Source organism: Colwellia sp. TT2012 (genome assembly GCF_001440345.1).
Taxonomy (GTDB): domain Bacteria; phylum Pseudomonadota; class Gammaproteobacteria; order Enterobacterales; family Alteromonadaceae; genus Colwellia.
Map to the genome: position 1 here is coordinate 79,731 of NZ_LJYX01000025.1, position 23,509 is coordinate 103,239.

General features: G+C 39.6%; 22 protein-coding genes. 12 read left to right on the forward strand and 10 right to left on the reverse strand.

Translation table 11 applies throughout. From position 1 onward, the window contains the following. Window positions 1-37: 37 nt before the first annotated feature. Entirely contained in the window at window positions 38-352 is a 315-nt protein-coding gene (locus tag ASU03_RS17885) for a TraR/DksA family transcriptional regulator (RefSeq protein ID WP_057833148.1), read from the forward strand. A gap of 94 nt (window positions 353-446) precedes the next feature. Here ASU03_RS17885 and lepB read toward each other — a convergent pair whose 3' ends face one another. Beyond that, the gene (lepB, locus tag ASU03_RS17890) at window positions 447-1,139 is read right to left on the reverse strand and encodes a signal peptidase I (RefSeq protein ID WP_057833149.1); all 693 of its coding nucleotides are present in this window, start codon (window positions 1,137-1,139) and stop codon (window positions 447-449) included. A gap of 121 nt (window positions 1,140-1,260) precedes the next feature. Further along, window positions 1,261-1,506, reverse strand: a complete 246-nt coding sequence (gene tusA / locus ASU03_RS17895; protein ID WP_057833150.1) for a sulfurtransferase TusA — start codon at window positions 1,504-1,506, stop codon at window positions 1,261-1,263. Between the two features lie 181 nt (window positions 1,507-1,687). Between tusA and ASU03_RS17900 the strand changes: the two genes are divergently transcribed. The 4 genes from ASU03_RS17900 to ASU03_RS17915 all read left to right on the forward strand — a co-directional run bounded on the left by ASU03_RS17900 (window position 1,688) and on the right by ASU03_RS17915 (window position 7,236). Further along, a complete protein-coding gene (locus tag ASU03_RS17900) occupies window positions 1,688-3,619 on the forward strand; it encodes a transglycosylase SLT domain-containing protein (protein WP_057833151.1) in 1,932 nt (643 codons plus the stop codon). Between the two features lie 151 nt (window positions 3,620-3,770). Then, on the forward strand, window positions 3,771-5,102 hold the full coding sequence (gene pepQ, locus ASU03_RS17905; RefSeq protein WP_057833152.1) for a Xaa-Pro dipeptidase: 1,332 nt from the start codon (window positions 3,771-3,773) through the stop codon (window positions 5,100-5,102). 43 nt (window positions 5,103-5,145) lie between these two features. Beyond that, window positions 5,146-5,763: a YigZ family protein gene (locus tag ASU03_RS17910; RefSeq protein ID WP_057833153.1), complete on the forward strand. Its 618-nt coding sequence runs from the start codon at window positions 5,146-5,148 to the stop codon at window positions 5,761-5,763. A 21-nt stretch (window positions 5,764-5,784) separates the two neighbouring features. Beyond that, the gene (locus tag ASU03_RS17915) at window positions 5,785-7,236 is read left to right on the forward strand and encodes a TrkH family potassium uptake protein (RefSeq protein ID WP_057833154.1); all 1,452 of its coding nucleotides are present in this window, start codon (window positions 5,785-5,787) and stop codon (window positions 7,234-7,236) included. Window positions 7,237-7,353: 117 nt separating this feature from the next. Here the strand turns inward: ASU03_RS17915 and ASU03_RS17920 are convergent, their stop codons facing one another. From ASU03_RS17920 to def, 5 genes are all read right to left on the reverse strand, one after another. Beyond that, on the reverse strand, window positions 7,354-10,293 hold the full coding sequence (locus tag ASU03_RS17920; protein WP_057833155.1) for a TolB family protein: 2,940 nt from the start codon (window positions 10,291-10,293) through the stop codon (window positions 7,354-7,356). A gap of 382 nt (window positions 10,294-10,675) precedes the next feature. Next, complete coding sequence (gene trkA / locus ASU03_RS17925) at window positions 10,676-12,052, reverse strand: Trk system potassium transporter TrkA (protein WP_057833156.1); 1,377 nt, start codon at window positions 12,050-12,052, stop codon at window positions 10,676-10,678. 37 nt (window positions 12,053-12,089) lie between these two features. Beyond that, a complete protein-coding gene (gene rsmB, locus ASU03_RS17930; RefSeq protein ID WP_057833157.1) occupies window positions 12,090-13,409 on the reverse strand; it encodes a 16S rRNA (cytosine(967)-C(5))-methyltransferase RsmB in 1,320 nt (439 codons plus the stop codon). Between the two features lie 18 nt (window positions 13,410-13,427). Beyond that, window positions 13,428-14,423: a methionyl-tRNA formyltransferase gene (gene fmt, locus ASU03_RS17935; RefSeq protein ID WP_057833158.1), complete on the reverse strand. Its 996-nt coding sequence runs from the start codon at window positions 14,421-14,423 to the stop codon at window positions 13,428-13,430. A gap of 43 nt (window positions 14,424-14,466) precedes the next feature. Further along, window positions 14,467-14,973 (reverse strand): peptide deformylase, encoded by a 507-nt coding sequence (gene def, locus ASU03_RS17940; protein WP_057833159.1) that lies wholly within the window; start codon window positions 14,971-14,973, stop codon window positions 14,467-14,469. Between the two features lie 155 nt (window positions 14,974-15,128). Here def and ASU03_RS17945 point away from each other — a divergent pair, with 155 nt between their 5' ends. The 4 genes from ASU03_RS17945 to ASU03_RS17960 all read left to right on the forward strand — a co-directional run bounded on the left by ASU03_RS17945 (window position 15,129) and on the right by ASU03_RS17960 (window position 18,600). Next, window positions 15,129-16,217, forward strand: a complete 1,089-nt coding sequence (locus ASU03_RS17945; protein WP_057833160.1) for a LysM peptidoglycan-binding domain-containing protein — start codon at window positions 15,129-15,131, stop codon at window positions 16,215-16,217. 70 nt (window positions 16,218-16,287) lie between these two features. After that, window positions 16,288-17,439 (forward strand): DNA-processing protein DprA, encoded by a 1,152-nt coding sequence (gene dprA / locus ASU03_RS17950; protein ID WP_057833161.1) that lies wholly within the window; start codon window positions 16,288-16,290, stop codon window positions 17,437-17,439. Window positions 17,440-17,457: 18 nt separating this feature from the next. Further along, on the forward strand, window positions 17,458-17,931 hold the full coding sequence (locus ASU03_RS17955; RefSeq protein ID WP_057833162.1) for a DUF494 family protein: 474 nt from the start codon (window positions 17,458-17,460) through the stop codon (window positions 17,929-17,931). A gap of 108 nt (window positions 17,932-18,039) precedes the next feature. Next, entirely contained in the window at window positions 18,040-18,600 is a 561-nt protein-coding gene (locus ASU03_RS17960; RefSeq protein ID WP_057833171.1) for a DNA topoisomerase family protein, read from the forward strand. 75 nt (window positions 18,601-18,675) lie between these two features. Here the strand turns inward: ASU03_RS17960 and ASU03_RS17965 are convergent, their stop codons facing one another. Both ASU03_RS17965 and purE read right to left on the reverse strand, forming a co-directional pair. Next, window positions 18,676-19,830, reverse strand: a complete 1,155-nt coding sequence (locus ASU03_RS17965) for a 5-(carboxyamino)imidazole ribonucleotide synthase (protein WP_057833163.1) — start codon at window positions 19,828-19,830, stop codon at window positions 18,676-18,678. A gap of 10 nt (window positions 19,831-19,840) precedes the next feature. Continuing rightward, window positions 19,841-20,323: a 5-(carboxyamino)imidazole ribonucleotide mutase gene (purE, locus tag ASU03_RS17970; RefSeq protein WP_057833164.1), complete on the reverse strand. Its 483-nt coding sequence runs from the start codon at window positions 20,321-20,323 to the stop codon at window positions 19,841-19,843. Window positions 20,324-20,517: 194 nt separating this feature from the next. Here purE and ASU03_RS17975 point away from each other — a divergent pair, with 194 nt between their 5' ends. From ASU03_RS17975 to ASU03_RS17985, 3 genes are all read left to right on the forward strand, one after another. Continuing rightward, window positions 20,518-21,069 (forward strand): Sua5/YciO/YrdC/YwlC family protein, encoded by a 552-nt coding sequence (locus tag ASU03_RS17975; protein WP_057833165.1) that lies wholly within the window; start codon window positions 20,518-20,520, stop codon window positions 21,067-21,069. A gap of 184 nt (window positions 21,070-21,253) precedes the next feature. Then, a complete protein-coding gene (aroE, locus tag ASU03_RS17980) occupies window positions 21,254-22,081 on the forward strand; it encodes a shikimate dehydrogenase (RefSeq protein WP_057833166.1) in 828 nt (275 codons plus the stop codon). 13 nt (window positions 22,082-22,094) lie between these two features. Continuing rightward, window positions 22,095-22,328, forward strand: coding sequence for a hypothetical protein (locus tag ASU03_RS17985; protein WP_057833167.1), 234 nt, complete (start codon window positions 22,095-22,097; stop codon window positions 22,326-22,328). 21 nt (window positions 22,329-22,349) lie between these two features. Here the strand turns inward: ASU03_RS17985 and ASU03_RS17990 are convergent, their stop codons facing one another. Further along, window positions 22,350-22,889 carry a gamma carbonic anhydrase family protein gene (locus tag ASU03_RS17990; protein WP_057833168.1) on the reverse strand — a complete coding sequence of 180 codons (540 nt, stop codon included), beginning with the start codon at window positions 22,887-22,889 and terminating at the stop codon, window positions 22,350-22,352. Window positions 22,890-23,509 lie beyond the last annotated feature (620 nt).

Here is a 23,509-nt window from a genome sequence, read left to right on the forward strand (position 1 = left end):
CTAATATAAAGAGATACCGAGTCATAAGGAGCTGTTTATGCCAAGCAAAGAAATAACGATATTATTGGAAAATAAACAAACACAACTAACCAAGCGAATTGCCGCCATAGAAGCTGATTTCCATAAAGGTAGATCACAGGATTTTTCTGAGCAAGCCACTGAGACGGAAAATGATGGTGTACTTGATGAAATACATCACGAAGCAAAGTTAGAATTAACCTTAGTTAAATCGGCATTACAACGAATAGGCGAAGGATTATACGGACATTGTGATAAGTGTGATGGACTGATAAATCCAGACCGATTATCGGCGTTACCTTATACAACTAAATGTATTAACTGTGCGCTATAACATGGTGATAACGATACCGGCATAAGTTTGTTGAATGATACCTTAGCAATCCCCATTAGCCGTTAGGTTTAGGGGGTTTATGTTATTAAAAGTGTTAGATACCATAAATATCTTTGAAGAATCGTTTAGCACGCGGAAGATAAAAATTATTATAATCAACAGAAAATGCGACCGCTGTTGCCTTGCCTCGTAACTCTTTATGTGGCACAAAGCCATAAACACGAGAATCGGCACTATGGCGGCGATTGTCACCTAACACGAGATAATGACCCGCAGGTACCGTTATCGGACCAAAACTGCTAAGCCTGTTACTTGCGGTGTTATCAATGTTTATCTGATGTTTAATATTCGCTAATTTTTCTATTGTTACCGTTACACTCGCTGAGTCTGCTGACAAGGTGCTTTTACTTGAAGGGCTATAAGATAAGGCTAAACCGTTTATTTCAATAACTTCATTGTTCATCGCGACGACATCACCAGGTAAACCCACAATTCGTTTAATTAATCGAAGATCAGCAGCTTTAGATTCGAAGACTACAATTTCTCCACGTCGCGGTGTATTAAGGGCAAGTAGTGTTATATCGGTAAAGGGCAAGCGTAAATCATAGGCCATTTTGTTTACCACTATACGATCACCTACTTGAATGGTGGGCTGCATTGAACCGGTAGGTACTGAATACCAGTCAGCAACAGCACTACGAAATACCGACATTAGTATGATGAAAATCAGCAGTTTTTTATTACTTAGTAAAATTTCAATGAGTTTATTATTGCTAGGTTTTAGCATTATGTCTTGCTCCCTATATGTTTGTTTTAAATACCTACTCGCTATAAGGCAACATAAAAGACTGATAGTTCCATACAGAAATACTTACTTACAACTTGCTAAGAAAAACACTGCGTCAGGGTTAACTTTTTTTTATAACATACAGATAGGGTAGTTTTTCTGTTTGCTTAGCCAGAAGCTCATGCTCCATAAAGCGACAAAAGCTTGGAATATCTCTAGCGGTAGAAGGGTCATCACATTTAACTAATAATGTCTCACCGCTGGCAATTTTTCGAATGTTCATACGAACCATCATCACAGGCTCTGGACAGCGCAATCCTATAGCGTCAAGCATATGATCTGTTTGTTGAAAAATAGTAGTAAGCATAATAGGATATTTACAAAGTGAGTTAAATAATAATTATACTCTATTAAAACAATTCAACATAAGAAAGAGAGCAATTTTAACTTTGAAAAAAATAGCTTCAGCTATACTCAAACTATCGTAATTAGTTAGATAAGCGATACAAAATTACAGTCTTAATCTATATGCCGACATTGAGGTGCCAGTGAAAAATATATTTAAATTTATATTATGGTCATTTTGTACCTTTGCCTCAATAAATCTGTCAAAAGCCAATGATAGTTTGCAGATAATGACAGATATCGGCCAGCAAAAAAAATTTTTAAAGGCCGAGAAATTGTTAGCAATAAGCTATTCTGAGCAGTATAAACGTCTCTATAACCAACTGAATTATTACCCTTTACAGCCTTATTTAGAACAACGTCGTTTAATGGCAACGATGCAATTGTCATCAGCAGGTGAAATTACGACTTTTTTAGAAAAATATAGGCACTCACCATTAGATTGGCCACTGAGAAAGGCGTGGTTAAAGTACTTAGCAAAAAAAAATAAAGGCACACTCTTTCTCGCATTTTATAAAAAATCTAGTAATACGGCGTTGCTCTGTCAAAAATTGAAATTTGCCTTAAAGGCAGGTGTACCCAAAAATGTGGTGTTACCACAAGTGACAACGTTATGGTTAGTCGGTAAGTCGTTAGATAAAGCTTGTGATTCCTTAATTAATCAATGGCAACAAGCAGGTTATAGAACGGATGAGCTTGTCTGGCAACGTATTGGCTTAGCGGCCGATGGCGGTAAACATACATTAATTCCATATCTAACGCACTTTCTTCCTAAAGAGCAGCAATATTTGGGGCGGTTATGGCATCAAGTTAGGCGTGATCCAGCGACGGTAGTTATAACACATAAGTTTATTAACAAATCAGCTAAAGAAAGCCAGATTTATACTTATGGTATTAAGCGGTTGATATGGCGCGATGCCGATAAAGCGTTGGCGAGTTATAAAAAGGCGCAGCAAGCTTTCACCTTTTCAAGCACACAAAACCAACAAATAGCAGAGAGATTTGCAGTGGCTTTAGCCAGTAAAAATCATGTACAAGCAAGGGCTTGGTTGGATAAAGTAGAGCCAGTAAATATAGATACGAGTATCATGCAATGGCAGTTAATCGAGGTGTTGAAGCAACAAAATTGGCACTTAGTACTGCAAGCGTTAGCCAAAATGCCGGGAAAATATAAAACCGAGTTACAGTGGCAGTATTGGTATGCCAGAGCACTGATCGCTACTGATGAACTTGAACGAGGTCAAGATGTCATGAGTGAGCTAGCGACTAAACGCCATTACTATGGCTTTCTGGCGGCGAGTTATTTAGAAACACCGGCCAGTTTACAAAATAGTCCTTTAGCAATAACTAATCAGGAAAAAAAAGGTATATTGTTGCATCCTGCGGGGAAGCGGGCATTTGAGTTTTACTACTTGGGACGCTATGTCGAAGCGCGTAGAGAGTGGCGCTATTGGCTTAGCCAACTCAATTATCGGGAAAAACTCGTTGCGGCAAAATTAGCCAATGAAAATGGCTGGTTTGATCGCGCTATTTTTACCTTAGCTCAGGTTGGCTATTTAGATGATGTTGAGTTACGTTTCCCAAAAGCATTTGATAAAAAAATTACTCAACATGCACAACAGCAGGAAATAAATCCTGCTTGGGCTTTTGCTATAACTCGACGTGAAAGTTCGTTTATGACCGATGCTCACTCATCGGTTGGGGCGAAGGGCTTGATGCAATTAATGCCTAATACCGCCAAGCAACTGAAACGCGGTCGTATCAGTCGGCAATACCTATACAATGCGGAGAATAATATCCAACTAGGGACAATGTATTTACGTAAGTTACTTGATAAAAGCAAGGGTAATAAGATACTTGCTACAGCATCTTATAATGCAGGACCTTATAGAGTAAAAAAATGGTTAAAAAACACCAGTGCCATGCCAGCTGATATTTGGATAGAAACCATACCATTTAAAGAAACACGAAACTATGTCAAAAGTGTCTTAGCGTATCAAGAGATTTATCAGCACCAGCCCGGGCAGATTAGTCGGGTTTTTGAACAAGTTATTAATATGAATATTGGTGATTAGTTAAAACCTTGACATCAGCGAGTAATTGCCAAGTTTAATGCACAGATCTAGCACCTTTAGTCGTCGCTTTTCTTTTGTCAATAGCGTGCTTTTTGAGGTCTATGCTATCATGAGAAAAATTTCTTGATGGCCGCTCTCGGAGACAGAATATATGACAACACTTAATGCTAAGTTGGCTAACCAATACCCAGCTCATATTGCCCAATTGCAACAGATGACTAAAGCTGCACTTTCCCGTGAAAACCTAGAAGGTTTAGTTATCCATTCTGGACAAGAAATTAAGGCCTTTCTTGACGATAACTGTTACCCATTTAAAGTTAACCCTCATTTTAAATATTGGCTGCCATTAATTGAACTGCCAAACTCTTGGCTGGTGATTAATGGAGAAGATAAACCAACCTTAATCTATTATCAGCCAGTCGATTTTTGGCATAAAATTACCCCGTTAAGTGAAAGTTATTGGGGGGAATATTTTAATATTAAAATTTTAACTAATGCGAGTGAAGTCGATAAATTACTGCCTTATGACAAAAAGGGTTTTGCCTATATTGGCAGTCATATTGAAGTGGCGAAAGCCTTAGGTTTTGAAGCTATTAATCCTGAATCCTTGCTTAATTATATTCATTACCACCGTGGCTATAAAAGTAAATATGAGCACGAGTGTCTTCGTCAATCTAATACTTTGGCAGTAAAGGCACATCAAGCGGCTCGTAACGCCTTTTTACAAGGTGATAGTGAATATGATATTCAACAGGCTTACCTTAAGTCTATCGGTTATGGTACTAACGATACCCCATACGGTAATATTGTCGCGCTAAATAAAAACTGTTCAATTTTACACTATATGTCTTTGGATAAAGCGCCCCCGCAGGCGCATCGTTCATTTCTTATCGATGCTGGCGCTAACTTTAATGGTTATGCGGCTGACATTACCCGTACTTATTCCTATAAAAATGATAAGTTTGCCGAACTCATTGCTAGTATGGATCAATTGATGCTTAAGGCCGTGGCAGGATTAAAACCTGGTGTCAGTTATGTCGATCTTCATATTGAAACACATAGAGCGATTGGCCAAGTATTACGTGATTTTAACTTTATCAAGGTTGACGCTGATATTGCCGTTGAGTCTGGCATTATTTCTACCTTCTTCCCCCATGGTTTGGGTCATCATTTAGGACTACAAGTTCATGATGTTGGTGGTTTTATGGCAGATGAACGTGGCACCCATGTAAATACACCCGCCAGTCATCCATTTTTACGTACCTCTCGACTGATAGAAGCCAATCAGGTCTTTACTATTGAACCTGGCTTATACTTTATTGATTCATTATTGGCAGAGCTTAAAGCATCGCCTAATGCCGACCAAGTTAATTGGAAAAATGTTGATGAAATGCGTTGTTTTGGTGGTATTCGTATTGAAGATAATATTATTGTCCATCAGTCTCATAATGAGAATATGACGAGAGATTTAGGCTTAAACTAAACTTAATTAAAGTAAACCAAGCTTAGAGAAGTAAAAGTATATTGTGACTACGTCTTTTCCTATCGCGGTTAATAATGTCGAAGATGAGATCATTATTAACCGCAGTCGTTTTATCTGCTATTTACGCCCCTGCGTCGATATAGTGGCAGCAAAAGCTATGCTCAAAGAGTTACAGCATCTTCATCCGCAAGCTAGCCATCATTGTTATGCTTTTCTAACAAGAGCAGCTGGAGATAGTCAAGGCTATGGTTTTTCTGATGATGGAGAGCCGAGCGGAACCGCGGGTAAACCTATGTTACTAGCCTTGCAAGGTGGTGGTGTAGGTCAAGTCTGCGCTGTTGTTGTTCGCTACTTTGGCGGTACTAAATTAGGCACAGGCGGTTTGCAAAGAGCATATGGCGGCAGTGTACGCCAAGCCTTAGGATTTTTGCAGTCAAAACTTAAAATAGCTATGGTGCACAAAACCTTAGCATGTCAATATAGACAAGTAGATAATGTTTTGCATTTACTTAGGCAAGTTGAAGGTCATGTTATAGCTCAAGATTATCAACAAACAGTCATTTTCAGGCTTGCCATTCCAAGCCGGAATTTGGCTTTAATGCAAGATAAGTTACACACCTTGTCATCCGGACAATTACAGTTAACCACTCTCGAACAATAAAGCGAACAAGAAAAATAACACGTGCAATATAAAAATATTATCCGAATACTAGGTTTGATGGTTGCGTTACTGAGTGTGACCATGCTGCCACCTGCGTTAATTTCATTAGTCTATCGTGATGGTGGTGGCTTACCTTTTATTCTGGCTTTTCTCTGGTGTCTTGGCACTGGTTTATTGGCTTGGTATCCTAACCGTTATGAAAAAACCGACCTTAAAGCCAGAGAGGGCTTTTTAATTGTTGTGCTCTTTTGGTTAGTTTTAGCCAGCTTCTCTGCTATTCCGCTGATGTTATTAGATCAACCCAATTTATCAATTACCGATGCATTCTTTGAATCTTTCTCCGGGTTAACTACTACTGGAGCAACTATTTTAAATCACATTGACGATTTACCTCATGCGGTCTTATGGTATCGCCAGCAATTACAGTGGTTAGGAGGTATGGGTATCATTGTTTTAGCTGTTGCCGTATTACCTATGCTAGGTATTGGTGGTATGCAGCTATATCGCGCTGAGACACCAGGCCCAGTGAAAGATTCAAAAATGACGCCTCGTATTGCCGATACCGCAAAACACTTGTGGTACATCTATTTAGGGTTAACTATCGCGTGTGCGTTAGCTTATTGGCTTGCCGGTATGTCTGGTTTTGATGCCATTTGTCATGCTTTTTCAACCATTGCTATTGGCGGTTTTTCTACCCATGATGCCAGTATGGGCTACTTTAATAGCCCAGCTATCAATCTGGTTTGTGTCAGCTTCTTACTTATTGCCGGGGTTAACTTTGCCTTGCACTATGCCGCAGTACAAAATAAATCGCTGAAAAAGTACTTCTTTGACCCAGAATTCAAAGTTTTTATTGGTATCCAAGTCGTGCTGCTTATTATTTGTTTTACCGTGTTAATAAGTACAGGCACATACCAAGATGCTGATCATGCATTTGATCAAGCTCTATTCCAATCGGTTTCAATTAGTACTACGGCGGGGTTTACCACCACATCCTTTGCTGATTGGCCAACCTTATTGCCTATGTTACTTATTTTTTCTAGTTTCATTGGTGGCTGCGCGGGTAGTACTGGCGGTGGCATGAAGGTCGTACGTGTGGTGTTACTCTATTTACAAGGTCTTCGTGAGTTAAACAAACTGGTTCACCCTAGGGCCCTTTTTAGCATCAAGTTCGGCCGGAAAGTTTTACCTGATCGCGTAGTTGAGGCAGTATGGGGCTTCTTTTCTGCTTATGCCGCGGTGTTTGTTATTTGTATGTTATTACTACTTGCCACCGGCATGGATAACATGACCGCCTTCACCGCAGTTGCTGCTTGTATTAATAACCTAGGACCAGGGCTAGGAGAGGTGGCAGCTAATTTTTCATCGATTAATGATATGAGTAAATGGGTATTAATTATGGCAATGCTGTTTGGCCGTTTAGAGATATTTACTCTGTTAGTTTTATTTACACCGGGTTTCTGGCGTTCATAAGAGCCATTATTTGTATATACCCGTTACCACTCAAGATGCATGTTTGAATGGTAACGGCATATATCGTGTCATAGCTATGTATAAGCTTAATATTTATCTATATAGCCCAAGGGTTGATTACCACTTGTAACTAAAAGCAAGCCAACCTTGAGTATCTGAGCTATCATTTTCTGGGTTTACCTGTGCTATACCATAATTTATCATTAAATTAGTTAAGCCAGTATAACCAAAATCATTATTCCAGCTACCTTTAATACCATAGCTATCGATAAAGGCTTGTTCTGCCATTTTATGACGAGTATAAAAAACTTCAACAAAGCCTAAGGGTATATAAGCTTGATATGCTTGATAGTCATTAGCCGTTTGTCGATAAAAGGCTAATTCAGGCGCTAATTGTTTATTTAGGTGTGCTTTTTCTTGAATTAATGTTGAAGAGTAACCGCCTAAGCTGAGTATATCGCCAGCATCCTCTGAGCGGTGCGCCCATAGGTAATTAAAGCCTAAGCCATAATCATGAATATGTGCACTTAAGTTAATCAAGCCATTACTACCGGTATAACTGCCGTCATTACCCTTAACTTCAGCTTGCTCATCTTGACCGGTAATTAACTGGACATTTACTGCTTGTGATATGCCCCAGCTTTGTCGGTCATGAGACCAGCTTTGCTCAATGCCTAGAGCAAAAGATTGACTAGAAAAATCTACACCTTGGCTATTTTCAAAGCTTGATGTTTGTACTTGGGCAAATACATCTATAGCAAGTGTTTCTACGCTATAGGGGTAGCGTGCTTCTAAAAAGAGTCCTTGCTCCGATATTTTACCTAAGGCTAAGGCATCACTATATTGTTGCTCTGTTTTTAAGTTAAACAAATAACTGTGGGCAAGTAATTTAACCGGCCAGCCTTGCCAACGAATTGCGGCTGATGCCCCTGAGATAATATTGCTAAAAACATCTTGGCTGGCGTTTATTTGCCAATCAAAACGAGAAAGTACATCGCCAGACTTAAAACCCACTTCAAGCATGCCACTACTGGCCGAATAATAGCTTTCAGCCATTGTTATAGTGCCTTGTTGCGGACCTATGCCATAGGGTGATTGCTCGCCAATGCTTTCATCTATGGCTATACTCGCCTCGGCTAGCTTTAAACTATCAGCTAAATTAATAGTCATTGCCGAGCTTGTGGTGGTCTTGGTGATTATTTGCTTATTTTCCTTGCTCAAATCAAGCAGGTACACATCGGGACCTTGAGCATTTATTGCTAAATGCAGTAACTTATTATCGCCGTTAACCATAGGCCAAGTAATAACTTGCTCTCCTGAGGTAAGCGCAGATAATTTTTGCTGGGAAAAGTCATATTGATATAAACGGGTAGCACCCTCTAAACCAGCAACAAAATACAGTGATTGACCATCTTTAGACCACTCAGGGAATGAAAGGAATTGATAGTGCTGTGGCATAGGTATTATTTGCTCTTCATCACCTTCTAACTGACGAACTTTTAATTGCCATTTATTATTCAGGCTTGAACTGATATAAGCAAAACTATCTGAAGGAGAGCCATCAGGGGTTGGCCTAAGTCGCGGGAAATCGTAAACTTGCTCAAAGCTTTGTGGCGTTAGTTCCGCGGTTATTTCACCTAAAGATTCAGGTATTAAACTTACTTTAACTAATTGCGAATAGCCGAAACGACTGCGTTCAGCAATGAGGTATTGGCCATTTTCACTAATGTCAAAACGACGAAGGTTAGCATTTTTCGTAAGTTGTTTGACAGTATTGCTCGGTAAGTGCCAAGAAAATAGATCTTGGTGGTAGTCGTTTTTGCTCGCTAAACTACGGGCACCATAAATAATAGTATCCTTATTTAACCAGCGAGGGTTGTTTATACCACGATCATTTCTTTGATTTAAGGTGTAGGCGACTTCTCGCTTAAAAACACTTGGCTTTTTATCGGCAATGTCTTCTGGATCATCAGCTAATAACTCTTCAACTTGTTTGTTAAACTCTTCGATCTTTTTGGTGTTTTCACTGGTTTTATAGATTTGTAACTTAGTGGTATTACCATCATCGGTTCTTTCGGTTTCAACAATAGCGAGGTAATCACCTTGTGGACTTAAACTCGGCTCACTGACAGAGCCAGATAAATCTAACCATAATGTTGAGCTATTATCTTCGTTACTGTCAGCACTTAATTGCGCCTCTTTTTGCATGGCTTTATAGGTGTATTCTGCAATAAAACGTTGATAAAGGTGTTGAGCTGTATCAGGAAAAACACCTTTGAAAGCCTTGTCAAAGTCTCGCTGTTCCACGGCAGACCAACGCGTCCAAACAGTATCAAGGGTGTCTTGACCGTAGTTTTTTTCTAACCACTGTAAATAGCGGGCACCCATAATGTAAGCCATAGCGCCAGACATAAAATTATCATTGGCGACACTTAGTTGTTGATAACTAGGCAGAGCGCCTTGACGGGCAAATTGCTGGAGGATGGCTTCCACTTGGTTGTTAAATAACCGACCACGACCGGTGAGTTTAGATTCGAGCAAGGTGGCATAACCTTCACTAACCCAGCGCTCGCCATTTATTTGCGCAGCATCAAATACATCATACCAATTGGCTAAGTTGTTGCGCCATTTACTCCGGCTCTTTTGCGCCAAATGCACTAGATGTACATATTCATGTAATACCACAAATTGTTGCCAGCCAGTTGAATTAGCTAGAATGCTGTCAGATTGTGGCGGCGTAGCGAAAAAGGCCATGTAAGGCCTATGGCTTAACGACAGGGCAAAACCATTGGCGGCATTGTAAGGATCCACTATATAAGCATCCACTTTTTCCGTTAACACTCTACCTTGTTGTTCTTTAATCAATTGACGAACGGCTTCCATTTCTCTGGCACTCGATAAAGCCCATTGGCGATATTCTGGGGTAAAGTGCACTCTAAAGTTTTTCGTTTCAAACGTTTGCCAGTCTTGAGCACTATCAACGAGTTCAGCTTGACTGCTAAAGGTGATACCACTTAACGCTAATGTTATAGCGGTAAGTATCTTAGATACTTTCATAAAATCCTTTTAAATGTAGGGTTTAATTTGATATGTTTTTATGGCTCTGTTGTAGAACACAGTTGTCTATAATGTAACACACTGATTTAAAATAAGGTGTTGCCTGATGTGATAAGAGCGAGCTTCTCAAGCAAGACGGTGTATGGATACACCTTACTAGACAATGCATGGAGCATATTGTCCTGATGCTTGTGTGGAGCCCCATGGAGGGGTTTATGCGTCTCGCTCGTTTACTCAACAACACCAAAGTACAACAAAGCCATTTTTATAGGGTGAGAATGGTAACGGGTATAAGTATTTTATTATTCTGTTCAGGGGGATTATTACAGCTAATTGGCCCAAGGATAAGCGATTAGCTGTAAGTAAACATGTCAAAAATGCATCAAAAATAGATAGCACTGACTTGAAAAAGCTTTTCTATATCATAAATATAACGTTTGTTAACTAAAAACAGAATTACGTGGTCTTCTTCGTGTATTAAGGTGTTTGAGTGAGCAATAAGCACTTCACTACCACGAACAATAGCGCCAATAGTAACTCCTGGTGGTAGCTTAATATTTTTGATGGCACGGCCAACAACTTTGGAGGACTTTTCATCCCCCTTAGCAACAATTTCAATCGCTTCAGCCGCACCACCACGCAGGCTATAAACGTTATCGATGGCGCCACGTCTTACATGAGTTAAGAGGGCCGAGATGGTTGCTTGTTGTGGTGAAATGGCAATATCAATAGTACTGCCATGTACTAAATCTATGTAGGCAGCGCGTTGAATAAGTACCATGGTTTTACGAACACCAAGTCGCTTAGCCAGCAGTGATGACATGATATTAGCTTCGTCATCGTTAGTCACCGCAATAAAAAGATCAAATTGGTCAATGTTTTCTTCAGTAAGCAACTCTTGGTCTGAAGAGTCTCCGACGAAAACTAAGGTATTATTGAGTTCAGAAGTTAATTGCTCAGCGCGTTTTTGTGAGCGCTCAATAAGCTTTACTTGATGGTTTTTTTCTAGAATACGAGCTAAACCAGCACCGATATTTCCGCCACCGGCAATCATAATACGTTTATAAGCAGGTTCGAGTTTTTGTAACTCATTCATCACCGCACGAATATGAATACTGGCGGCGATAAAAAACACTTCATCATCTGCTTCTATTACTGTCGTGCCAAGAGGACGAATAGGTTTACCATTTCGGTAAATTGCAGCGACTCGGGTATCCACATTAGGAATATGATCTTTTAACGCTGACAGCGCATGGCCAACGAGTAGACCACCGTAGTACGCCTTTACCGCGACTAGACTTACTTTTCCGCTAGCAAACTCTAATACTTGCAGTGCGCCTGGGTAATCAATTAGTCGAGCTATATCTCGGGTCACTAATTGTTCAGGGGCAATGATATGGTCAACAGGAATGTGTTTCTTATGAAAAAGTTGCTCCGCATATTTTAATATTTGAGTAGAGCGGATACGGGCAATTTTTTTCGGCGTGTTAAATAATGAGGAGCATATTTGGCAAGTGATCATGTTGGTGGCATCGTCATTGGTAACTGCTATCACCATATCAGCATCTTCACCACCCGCTTCTCTTAATACATCGGGATGGCAACCTTGACCAATAACAACTTTCAAATCCATTTTATCTTGCAGCTCGCGCAATTTTTCACTGTCAATATCAACAATGCATATTTCATTATTCTCGCCAACAAGGTTTTCAGCTAAGGTGCCGCCAACTTGCCCAGCACCCACTATGATTATTTTCATGTGTTATTTTCTGCTTAGGTTATACCAATAGGATTAATTATTTGAGTTTTAACAGTTTGGCGTAATAAAAACCGTCCATATTTTTAGCATCGGGTAATAATTGCCAACCGATAGCATTTTCATCAGTATCAAGGTAATTACCCGTAATGGCAATTAATTGTGCATCTTGGTTTTCTTTAATAAAACGAGATATTTGCTGACCATTTTCTTCTGGTAAAATACTACAGGTGGCATAAAGCAAGGTGCCGCCCGGTTTGAGTAAAGACCAAATATTGTCAAGAATTTGCTGCTGCAATAGGACTAATTTATCAATGTCCTCGGCTTTACGTAACCATTTTATATCAGGGTGGCGACGAATTACACCCGTGCCAGAGCAAGGTGCATCCAGTAATATGCGGTCAAATTGTTCACCAGACCACCAATCTTGACTGGCGGCATCACCCGTAATAACGTCTGCTGTTAGACCTAAACGTGCTAAATTTTCATGCACTCGTGTTAGGCGACTTTCTTCAATATCAATTGCCGTCATTGAGGTTATATCAGGTGTTTGCTCAATGATGTGACATGTTTTACCGCCAGGCGCCGCACAACAATCTAATACCACATCACTTGGTTGGCAGTCTAATATACGTGCTGCTTGCTGTGCTGCAGCATCTTGTATTGAAACCCAGCCTAGGTCAAAGCCCGGCAATTTAGCAACATCGAGTGCTTTAGTCAGCTCTATTGCTTGGGTGTTTGGCTCAATATTAGCAATTTCTATCTCTGCTGCAATAAGCAAGGCTTGATATTCTTCACTAGTATGGTGTTGTTGATTGACACGTAACCACATCGGTGGTCTTTGCTGGTTAGCATCGAGAATAGCTTGCCATTGTTCAGGGTAGCCTAGTTGCACTTTTTTAATAAACCAGCTCGGGTGGTTGTATTTTATTGGCTCAGGTAAGTTTTTATTTGTGCCACTCACCTTACTTTCTGCTTCAAGTGTACGTAAAAAACCTCTAAGCACGGCATTTACTAACCCTTTCATATGACTATTTTTTAGAGGCTTTGTCGCTGCAACGGTTTCACTGACCGCTGCGTGATCGGGTATACGCATATATCTTATTTGATAAACGCCCACTAACAGTAAAAAGTGAAAGACTCTTTGTTTGCCCTTTATTGGTTTTTGCACTAAATGACGTACATCATTTTCTAACTCTGGTAAGTAACGCAGTACGCCATAGCAAATTTCTTGCAACAAAGCTTTATCTTTACCTATCAGATTTTCTTGCTGCCTTGGCAGTTCATCACTTAGGCTTCGCCCCTGATCTATAACGGCGTAACAACACTTTGCTGCCAGAGCTCTTATATTAATTATCATTGTTTCTCTTAATTTTATTTAGCTTAGCTTATTTATAGGGCTGCCAACAACGAACCACTCGCTGCGACCATTAAGGATATCTTTCACGGCTAATGCTTTTTTACCGGGCAGTTGCATTATTTCTAAGCGTAATGAACCATCGCCTGTTGCTACTTCTATACCTTGTTTATCCACTTTTACTATGGTGCCGGGAGCCGCACAGCCTTGATATTCCTGAACCGATGCTTGCCATACCCGTAATATATGTTGCTTGTTTTCTGATGCAGACTCTAATTCAGTTAAGGTGAATTGAGAGACAGGCCAGGGTATATAAGCACGGATTTTTCTATCTAGTTCATTAGCACTGAGTTGCCAATTAAGCTCAGCTTCAGCTTTGTCTAGCTTATGCGCGTAAGTGGCTAGTGTATTATCTTGGGCAATATTGTGAACCCTTGCTTGATAATTAGCTTGCGCCATCAGTGCGAGTGTTTCTAGCAAAGCTGTTGGTCCTAGCTTGGCAAGTTTTTCATAAAGATTTGTACTAGTATCGGTCTTTTCTATTTCGCACTGAGCCGTTAATATCATATCGCCAGTATCGAGTCCTTTATCCATTTGCATTATGGTGACACCTGTTTTTTTATCTCCCGCTTCAAGTGAACGTTGAATTGGCGCAGCACCACGCCATTTAGGTAAAATTGAGCCATGGACATTTATACAGCCTAACCGTGGTGAGTTTAAAATGACTTCAGGTAATATCAGACCATAAGCAACCACCACCATAATATCAGCGTTATATTGAGCCAATTGTTGTTGGTCTTCGTCACTTTTAAAGTTTATCGGTTGTTCAACAATAATGTTGTGTTCTAGCGCTAGCAATTTTGTTGCACAAGCGGTTAGTTTTTTACCACGGCCTGCGGGTTTATCTGGCGGACAATAAACAGCAACTACATTATGTTCAGAGTTAATTAATGCCGCTAAATGTTTAGCCGCAAAGTCAGGAGTGCCAGCAAAAATGATATTTAATGGGGTAGCCAAGGGAGTATCCTATAATGGTAAGTAAATACTTACTTAGTTGTTGCTATTTATCTAAACGAGCTTCTTTTTCAAGTTTCTTTTGAATACGTTGGCGCTTTAATTGCGATAAATAATCAACAAATAAAATGCCATTTAAATGGTCAATTTCATGTTGAATACAAATGCTTTGTAATCCGGTGGCGCTTAACGTGAATTCTTTACCCTGGCGATCAAGTGCTTTTACCGTGCAAGCATCATGGCGATTTACTTTGGCATAAGTTCCGGGGACGGATAAACAGCCTTCTTCGTTTATTGATGTTTCATCACTGCTAGCAATAATTTCAGGGTTGATAAGTACCATAGGCTGATTGCACTCTTCAGAGGTATCCATTACAACGATACGTTGATGAATATCGACTTGTGTAGCGGCAAGACCTATGCCTTTCTCTTCGTACATAGTTGCCAGCATATCGTCTATAATTGTTGCTGTCGCATTAGTCATATCAGTAATCGGCTGCGCTTTTGTTCTTAAACGCGGATCGGGAAAACGTAAAACAGTTAAAATAGTCATATTTTGTTAAAAGAATTAGCGATAATTCATCTAGAATGTTATGTTTTAATTATATACTCAAGTAACTGTAACTGTAACCTGCATTTTTAAGTCACTCGATATAACTAATCATTATAGTGCGTTACAGTAGTAAGCACGCAAAAGGAATGAGCACTATGCTTAAAAAAATAATACTCTCGCTATCTTTACTTTCTTGTCCATTGATTGCACTTGCTGAGCAAATAAAACTTAATGATGACGCACCTAAAACCCATGTGGTAGTTAAAGGTGATACGTTATGGGATATTTCAGCTTTATTTCTTGAACAACCTTGGTTATGGCCTAAATTATGGCGTTTAAACCCAGAAATTAATAACCCACATTTAATTTACCCCGGTGATGTTTTAAAGCTGGTTTTTGATGAATACGGTGAGCCAATGTTAGTGATAGAGCCGGCAAAACCTAGTTATAAATGGTCGCCTAAGATTCGTCAAAAGAAGAAAAAAGACTCGGCAATTACCTTATTACCCCTCAACGTTATCGCCCCTTTTCTTAGGTACGAGCACTTATTTACTGAAGATGAGCTAGCAGCCTTACCTTATATTATAGGTAGTGATGCAGGTTATAAAATGTCGACCAAAGATTTTAAAGTGTATGTTAATGCGGATCTAGATGTGGCACAAAGTTATGCCATTTATGATAAAGGGCAAGAGATTTTTGATCCAGAAACCGACGATTCTTTAGGCTTTTATGTCAACTTAGTCGGTACCGGACAGGTATTAAAGCGTGGTGATATAGACAATGATGTACCCTCTACTATGAATGTTGGCTCGATAAAAAGAGAAATACATGTCGGTAACTATGTCGTACCAGTTAATGACGGGCAATTATTACCCGCAGTTTTTTCAATGAAAGCAGCAAATAAGTCGCTTCGCGGTGCTATTGTTAAAGCTAGCAGTAATGGTCGTGAATTTGCCAAGTTGGACATTGTTATGATTAACCGTGGTCTTGAACATGACGTGACAGTAGGTGATGTCATGGCAATAAAACGTATCAGTCCAGCAGTAGTTGATACTGGCGATGGCCCAGCTTATGTTAGCGAAACATCACGCTGGCACCAAATTACTGGCGGTGATTATAATATGCCAACAGAGACCTTAGGTGAATTAATGGTCTTTAAAGTTTATCAAAAAGCAAGTATGGCACTTATTCTTCATACGGATAAACCTGCCAGAATCAGTGATTTGATTACGGCACCAGACTAGTCAACTGTTAAAGGCTTTTTTATCTAAGGGAAGGTAAACTTAGCACTTGCTCTTAGGGAGAAGACAAGTAATGAGCAATAACAGTAAAAATAATATTGAATATTGGTTAGCTTTAAAGCTTGTACCTCGGTTAGCCATTCACAAAAAAATAGCGCTGGTTGAAACCTTTGGTTTAACCGCGCTTTTTACGTTTAACGATAAGTCATCGGTGCTTACCTCTGCCAATGGCTTAAGTGTTAAACAACTTCACGCTTTTTATCGGCCAGATTGGCAACAAATAAGCCATATCATCCAAGCCAGCAAATCATGCCATAGTGACTTGATTTGCTTTGATGATGCTTGCTACCCACAATTATTAAAGCAAATTTATGATCCGCCTTTGGTGATATTTATTCAGGGTAATCCTCTATTACTCAATGCGCCACAGTTAGCCGTGGTCGGCAGTCGCTCTGCTAGCGCAGGAGGTAGAGATACCGCCTTTTCATTATGCCAACAACTAGCCAAAAAAAATATTGTTATCACTAGTGGCTTGGCACTGGGTATTGATGCTGCGGCTCATCGTGGCGCTCTGAGTGAGTCTACCGGTACTATAGCGGTAGTTGCTACTGGCTTAGATCAAGTATACCCGGCAAGACACAGTGCTTTAGCGAGACAAATAATTAACTCAGGTGGAGCTATTATTAGTGAGTTTATTCCAAGTACACCAGCGAGAGCCGGGCACTTTCCCAAAAGAAACCGACTTATTAGTGGTTTGAGCTTAGGCGTTTTAGTGGTGGAGGCTGAATTAAAAAGTGGCTCTTTGATTACCGCGCGTTGTGCACTAGAACAAAATAGAGATGTTTTTGCTATACCAAATTCTATTCATAATCCGTACGCTAAAGGTTGTCATTGGTTAATTAAACAAGGTGCTAAACTAGTTGAACATTGTGCCGATATAATAGATGAGTTCGCTTTTGCCGATAAAGCTAGTCTACACTTAAATAGTGAGGCACAGCTATTTAAGCCTGTTGAACAAGGCGCTAACAAAGGAGTCACGGAAATAAAGCAAAAAGGCTTGTGTAACGATGCATTGTTGGCTAGTGTGGGATTTGAAATTACTCCCGTTGATAAAGTGGTTTCACGAAGCGAACTTCCCGTAGAGGAAGTGTTAACTCGATTAACAATGCTTGAGCTAAGTGGCCTGGTAACTGCGGTACCTGGTGGCTACATTAGAACGCAATAAAGTTATAAGGGGCTAGTTATGTTCGATATCTTAATGTATCTTTTTGAAACCTATATTCAAAATGAAGCAGAAACCATGGTGGATCATGAGCTGTTAACAGATGAGTTAACACGAGCGGGCTTTCATCAGGATGAAATATATAAAGCATTAAACTGGTTAGAAAAACTTACCGCGTTACAAGACACAGAGGCTTATCCTTATCTAACACGTGTAGGTAGTAAGTCGGTACGTATTTATACCAGCGAAGAAATGCAGTTACTTGATACACCTAGCCGCGGTTTTATTTTGTTTTTAGAGCAAGTGAATGTACTTGATTTTATTACGCGTGAAATGGTGATTGATAGGGTGATGGAGCTTGATACAAAATACTTCTCTATGGATGATCTTAAATGGGTAATTCTTATGGTGTTATTTAATGTACCAGGTAAAGAGTCGGCTTACTCCCAATTAGAAGATTTAATCTTTGAAGAACAAGAAGGACCACTACACTAATAACGCCTTTCAAGCAAAGCAATCAGTAGTAAGCAATTGCTCAGCATAGGGTTTAGTCAAGTTTTGTGGCATAATAGTGCCACACTTGTTTTACCCGCAATTTCAATAATGTCTGAATCTGATAAAGCTCTCTTTACTCATCACGAACATGCTTTAGATAAAGTGCAGCAAGTGTGTCCTGAATGTGGTGCTGAATTGGCTATTAAACGTGGTAAATCAGGAGCCTTTTTAGGTTGTGTCAATTACCCTAATTGTCAATATACCCGCGCAGTAGTAGAACATGAACGTGTTGAAGATAAGATACTATCGGGTAGTGAATGTCCATTGTGCTCACATGAGTTAGCGGTGAAACAAGGTCGATATGGTATGTTTATTGGTTGTAGTAACTTCCCTGCATGTCATCACATTGAGCATGAGGTGCAAGAAACCTTAGATAATGTGGCATGTCCAAGCTGTAAAAGCGGCTCATTGCAAGAAAAGACCAGTCGATTTGGCAAAAAATTTTACTCCTGTGATGCTTATCCAAAATGTAAATTTGTTGTAAACCATGAGCCAATGGAGGGGGAGTGCGAAAAGTGTCAATTTCCGTTATTGTTAAAAAGAAATATGGCCGCTGGACTTAAATACCAGTGTGCAGATAAAAAATGCTCTCATATGCAGAAGACATGACAAAATATCATCTATAAAAAAAGACGCCTTTCACTATGTGAATAGGCGTCTTTTTTGTCATTAATTCAAGGGTTTTTAGCTTTGTTTGTCTAAATATTTTTTTGCGAAATCGTTAAGATCAGGAAATGCTTTAGGGCAAAGGATATCAGCTAAATTTTGTAAACGCTGAGCAAGTTGTAATTCATGCTCACCGCTAACATTAATATGGCCCATCTTACGACCAGCACGTTTACCTTTGTTGTACCAATGAACAGATACACTTGCTATAGCAAGCACTTCATCAGGGATAGTATCCTCACCAATAATGTTGACCATCGCTGTTGGGCGAACAAGCGCTGTACTACCTAAAGGCAAATCACATATTGCTCTTAAGTGATTTTCAAACTGACAGGTGTCAGCACCTTGCTGGGTCCAATGACCTGAATTATGGACTCTTGGTGCAATTTCATTGACCAAGAGCTGATCACCGACTTGGAAAAATTCAATGGCCATAACACCAACATAGTTGAGCTTATCAGATAGTGCTTTAAATACAGTACCAGCTTGTTCTTGTAGTTTAGTATTAATAGGAGCAGCAACGGATACCGTTAAAATACCATTGGTATGGTGATTTTCAGTCAGAGGATATACAGCAACATCACCATTTATTCGGCGTACACCCACAAGAGAAATTTCGCGATCAAAAGGCACCATTTGTTCAGCAACAATGCCCTGGTTTACTGTTGTGGAAGCGTTAAGGAAATCAGCCATATCTTGCCAAATTGCTTCGGCATCAGCAGCTACTTTTAATCGCCATTGGCCTTTGCCGTCATATCCTTCAAGTGCTGTTTTAAAGATAATAGGTAAAGATAAGTAATTAATTGCCTTGTCAAAGTCTTCTTTTGAATTAACAAAATAATATTTGGCATTGGCCGTATTACAAGACTCAAGCAATGCTTTTTCTAACCGTCTATCACCGCCAATCTTAATGGCTTCACTTTTTGGGAAAAGTTTTCCTGATTGCTCACACTCGTCAAGTATGTCATGAGCTACATGTTCAAACTCGGCGGTAATAACATCAGCATTAATAATACCAGCTGCTAAATCGCCATATATCTGTTCAGGTGTAATAGGGTGAACCACCTTATTACTTGATACATCTAGTGCTTTGACATCCAAGTTTAAAGGTGTGCCCGCTAATTGCATCATTCGAGCTAATTGGCCTGCGCCAAGTACGAGAACTTTTTTCATCATGCTGTGTTTATTCTGCCGGATTTGGGTTAGCAAGTATGTTTTCAGTTTGTTTTTTACGAAACTGTTCGATGTTTTCTTGGATCTCAGCATTATGAGTGCCGATAATCTGTGCCGCAAGTAAACCAGCGTTAGCAGCACCAGCATTACCTATAGCTAAGGTACCTACTGCGATACCTTTTGGCATTTGTACAATAGATAATAATGAGTCCTGTCCGTTAAGTGCTTTAGATTGCACGGGTACGCCCAAAACAGGTAAAGAGGTATAAGCTGCAGCCATACCTGGTAGGTGAGCGGCACCACCAGCACCAGCCACAATGACTTTAATGCCTCTATCTTTTGCACTTTCAGCATATTCGGCAAGTAAGTGCGGGGTGCGATGTGCTGAAATTACTTTTGTTTCGTATTTTACACCCAAAGAATCAAGCATTTCTGCTGTATGTTGCATTGTTGGCCAATCTGATTTTGACCCCATGATGATACCCACTGTCATGAATTTATGCCCTTTAAAAGAATATAGTGTTCTTCGTTTACGAAGAAAGTAAAAATAGAGCTGTAATTATAACCTTGTTTACCGCAATACGGAATGGAGAACTTTTTTATCGATAAATTAATCCAGCACTAGGTATTTATGATGGGGGTTTGGTAATATTGTCATATATGTAGTTATTAATAGAAGGGTGGTCTGTGAACGAAGAAAATGTAGTTGATGCTTTCAACAATGGTGGCATTATCGCTTATCCCACCGAAGCGGTGTTTGGTCTCGGTTGTGATCCAGACAACGAAGAGTCACTTCAACACTTGTTAGCGCTAAAGCAGAGGTCCGCTGAGAAAGGACTTATTTTACTTGCTGGAAATTACTCGCAATTACTGCCTTATATCGATGACAGTAAAATTCCGCAAGATAAGCGTTTTACTATGTTGTCGAGATGGCCAGATGGCATTACGCAACTTGTTCCTAAAAATAGTAATATTTCACCGTTATTATCTGGTAAGTTTGACACCATAGCGGTAAGAATTACCAGCCAACCTGACGTTGTTGCTCTGTGTAAACAAACCAATAAACCCATAGTATCGACCAGTGCTAACTTATCAGGGCAAGAGCCCGCTAAAACATGGCAAACATTAGATCCGGTATTATCTAAGCAAGTAGATTTTATTATTGAGGGAGTAACGTTAGGCCATAGCTCACCATCAAAAATAATGCATGCGCTGACCGGCAAGGTGATTAGAACATAACTGCAGCGTAGGTATTGAGCATGTTCCTATGGCATATTCAATTATGCTTGCGGAAAATTCTAAAGGTTTCTTTTAGCATCAAAATAAAAAGCAGTAACTTATTCGAAAGTGTTACTGCTTTTTTGTTTTCATTAATTGTTGATTCAGTTAGGCTGTCGCCATTCGTTAACTTCTCCCTATCGCTATGACACAACCAATTCCAGATCAATATCGCGTTTTTGGCAATCCAATTAAGCAATCACGTTCACCAGATATTCATCATATATTTGCCAGTAAGAGCCAACAAATAATCAATTACCAAAAACAGCTAGTTGATATTGATGGTTTCGCTAATGCGGTTGCCGACCTTATTGATCAAGGCGGAAAAGGCGCAAACGTAACCGCACCTTTTAAAGAACAAGCACTGGCATTAGCCGATGAGCTCACCGAACGTGCATCATTAGCTGGTGCAGTTAACACCCTAACTTTTAAAGAAGGCAAGATACTCGGTGATAACACCGATGGTGAAGGCTTAGTTCAAGACCTAATTATTAACAAAGTGCTGTTAAAACAAAGGAGAATTTTGCTCTTGGGTGCTGGTGGCGCAGCCAGAGGAGTCTTATTGCCGCTATTGGCGCAAGGTCCTAGCGCTATTGTTATTGCTAATAGAACGGTAAGTAAAGCAAAAGATCTTTGTCAGCATTTTAACGATGAACGACTAAGTGCTTGTAGCTTTGCTGAGACCACAGGTCAAGAGTTTGACCTGATAATTAATGCCACATCTGCAAGTTTAGCTGGAGATTTACCACCAATACCTACTAGCATAATAAACAGTAAAGTGGTTTGTTATGACATGGCATACGGGAGAAATGAAACGCAATTTCTTCAATGGGCAAGAGAGCAAGGAGCGGTAGACGTTATTGATGGTTTAGGCATGTTAGTTGGACAAGCTGCGGTAAGCTTTGCTATTTGGCGAGGGGTAACTCCCCAAGTGCAACCAGTAATTAAAAAATTAAGAGCCGCTCTTAAATAAAATAGGAATAAATATGAATCAAGCCATTTTGTTTAATGATGACTTAGTATTTGATGACGAACAAGATGCTTGGTGTTTTACCGCGCTACTCTCGGCGCAAGTGATGACTATTTACTTTCATTCAATGCAGTTAAAGAACCTTGCAAAGATAGATAACTGTACTAAGTTCGACTTAGAGGAAATAGTTGAACTCTGGCTCGAAAAAAATGAGCCAGAGGGAGATAGTATTCACATACAAATGCGTTAATTACTATCGCCATAAAGGGAATCATTCACTGAGGTAGTCATTTTTTAATTCGACATAGTTTATCGCTGACTGTTTAAGGAAAGCGGCTTCACTTTCTTTTAATGGCCTAACTTGTTTTACTGGGTTACCAACATATAAATAACCGCTTACCAGTGTTTTATTTGGTGGCACTAAACTGCCGGCGCCAATAAAAACATCATCCTCGACAATTACACCATCCATAATTATCGCACCCATACCAACTAATATGCGGTTGCCAAGCTGACAGCCGTGTAGCATACATTTATGACCTACAGTGACGTCGTCGCCAATAATTAATGGATTTCCTTGTGGATTACTCGAACTTTTACGGGTGACGTGTAAAACACTACCGTCTTGTATATTTGTACGAGCACCAATGGTTATGGTATTAACATCTCCTCGGGCGGCAACGAGCGGCCAAATACTGACATCATCTGATAAGGTAATGTCTCCAACTAAAACGGCTGAGTTATCGATATAGATATTCGAACCAAGTGAGGGGTAAATACCTTTATAAGGACGTACGTTAGTTATACTCATATAGCACCTTTTGCACAGCTGCAATTTAATTTAATGGCAAGTGGTGGTAAAAATAACATAGACAGTCAATAAAACCAGTATTAGAGCAGCTTTGTATTGAAAAAATCTATAAAGATAAAATAAGCAATTGAAATGAAAAACAATAAATACGACTAACTAATGAACGTATCGAGGTAAACTCACACAAGGGCTGTGTAAAAATAGAGCAAGCGAAATATTTATACGATTTTAACCAAAAAAGGGTTGACCTAATTATAAAAATGTCTAAAATGCGCATCCAGTTCCAAGGGGTATCCTAAAGAACTGTTTTGATAAGTTATCTACTTCCTTTTAAGGTAAATAAGTTAACTTAACGTTTTAAAAGTTAAGCTGAAAAGTTTTTTAAATAAAACGTTGACATCAAAACTCGGAAGCGTATTATACGCATCCTGCTTCGGGCAAACGGCAACGTTAGCAAGGAGTTAAAGCGAGTAACGAATGCGATTACTGCTTATTTCTTTAACAATTAGTTATCATGCAATTTGTGTGGACACTCACATTAATGTTGTTTTACATAGTTTTCCTTTCGGGGAGAACAAAAACGCTTAATGAATGATGTTCATGCAAATAAATATAAGTTA